The sequence below is a fragment of the Lactobacillus sp. HMSC08B12 genome (assembly GCF_001808415.1).
Taxonomy (GTDB): Bacteria; Bacillota; Bacilli; order Lactobacillales; family Lactobacillaceae; genus Lactobacillus; species Lactobacillus delbrueckii.
Genome location: NZ_KV793195.1, coordinates 1 through 2,039, shown reverse-complemented (window position 1 = coordinate 2,039; position 2,039 = coordinate 1). Strand labels below are relative to the sequence as shown.

Genomic DNA, 2,039 nt, shown 5'->3' with positions numbered 1-2,039 from the left:
CGTCAAATTTGCTTTTTCATTCGTTTTATGCCCGGTTCACCAGGGGCCGTTGTAATAAAAGCAAACTTGCTTACTCTTTCTTTTTTTTCTTTCCGCAGGAATTATTTTTTAAACAATCGATAGTTCGGATTATCTCTATTTCTGCTGGCAAAAAAGATAAAACTTTTTCTATTTTCTTTTTCAAAATAAAAACAGACCCTAAGGTCTGTTCAAAGATTGGCTGCTATTTGCCTAATATAGATAGACGATTACTTCAGTTCACTAACGATTTTCTCTAAGCATTCCTTGGCTTCCTCTGGCAGCGGCGTCTTTGGATGCTCACCGTTGTACATGTTCAGCCAGTCCAGCCGGTCCTGCATCCGGGCTCTGAGATTATGCTTGTATTCAGCGAAGTCCAGGTCAACCGGATAGTCAGCAACCGGCATGTAGCTGACTCCGGCAAAATCGCCAAAGGCCTGCCACTGGTCAGTATCATCCACCAGCTTTTCAATGATCTCTAAAGTCAGTTCCTTAGGAATGTTTTTCCCGCAGAAGGCATCCGTGTTTAAAACGTAGCATTCCGCTCCCCGCTTGGTAAAAAGCTCCTTGAAGTCGCCATAGTCGCCCCCAACTGGGTAAGCTCTGAAGGGATCAGCAAATGGTTCGATGACCAAAGTGTTCATGTCAAAACCCTTTGGCAGGTTCTCAGCTGACGTCCGCTTGGTGGCTAAAGTCAAGCCCAGGGTTGTAGCCAAAACCGGATCAGTCACCTTCAATACCGGCGGCAAAGAGTTGTCCTTCATGATCCAGAAGAGGGCTGTGATCGGATTTTCTTCCACATCAACCCGGTTGGCTGAAGTATACCGGCTCTTGATCACCCGCCCGTTATTGTTCCGGAGGTCTTCCGTAACCAAAACTTTCCGCCCTGCTTCATCCAGGGTAACCGCGCAGTTCATCACAGTCGTGTAGTACTTGGTCTCGTGGTGACCGGCTGGATAGTCGTGAGTCTTGTCAAAGTAGGCCGGCTCCAAGGCTACCGAGCTGCCGTCTTCTCTTGAAATAATAAAGGCGTCGTCGTGCAAAACAGTAATATCATACTTGCCGCCATGGTCAGCGTGGGTCAAGGTTGACTTGCCTGAGCCCGACAAGCCGTAAAAGGCAAATACCTTGTCTTTCTTGTCTTCAAAGTGGAAGGCTTGCTCGCCCCCGTGGCAGGCTGCATAGCCGTGCCGGTGGGCCAGGGCCCAGGCCAAGGTCAAGGTTCCCTTCTTCAGCTCACCAAAGTAGCGCAGGCCAAACACCGCGGCGCAGTTGTGCGGAGCGTCAAAAATTGCCAGTCCGTTTGGATAAGCCGGATCTGTCACGTTCGGGTCAAAGTAGAAGTACAAGTCCCCTTCATCATAAAGCTTGGATTTCCCGTACATCTCAGCCGCCTTTTCATCAAAAAAGCGGAAGTTGAGCATGTAGCTGAGCAGGTTGAAGGCCTGGTCCTCCGGTAGCATCAAGTGGGCCTTTAAGCTAAAGGACGGGTCCAGCCCAACCAGTACTGTCGTCTTCAAATACTTCTGCTTATGGCCGGCATAAATGTCTTCATACAACCTGTTGGTTAAAGCAGCCGCGTCTTCCTCTGAATCATCGACAAAGTGCCGGGCTGATGCCGTCCGGCCCAAAATCTTGCCGTGGTTGTAAACCAATTGCTTGGCCCCGACCGGCAGACCCAAATCACTGGTATGCAGGATCGGCAGGTCAGTCTCAATTACTCCAGGCTGGCGCTTGGCCAGTTCATATGCTTCCGCTACACTCTTGACTTCATGGACATTGTTGCCGTAAAAAGCTGATTCAATAGTCGCCCGGATCCGGCTGAACTTGCTGTTCGCCTTGACCAGTTCACTCTGCTGATAGCGTTCCCGTGTACTCATGATCTCTTCCTTTCACCATCACATCAATTATCATAAAGCGGTTTCAATCGTTTTCCTTTATGATAGCACAGGCATGTGAAAGAGTGAACTTTAATTTGCTAATTTTTGGTAAAAAAAGGTTCAGTATAAAAACTTGTGTAA

Annotated in this window: 1 protein-coding gene; it reads right to left on the bottom strand. The window is 48.5% G+C overall.

All coding sequences use genetic code 11. The annotated features are described in order from the left end of the window. Nucleotides 1-248: 248 nt before the first annotated feature. Nucleotides 249-1,898 carry a phosphoenolpyruvate carboxykinase (ATP) gene (locus HMPREF3168_RS07850; RefSeq protein WP_003613670.1) on the bottom strand — a complete coding sequence of 550 codons (1,650 nt, stop codon included), beginning with the start codon at nt 1,896-1,898 and terminating at the stop codon, nt 249-251. Nucleotides 1,899-2,039 lie beyond the last annotated feature (141 nt).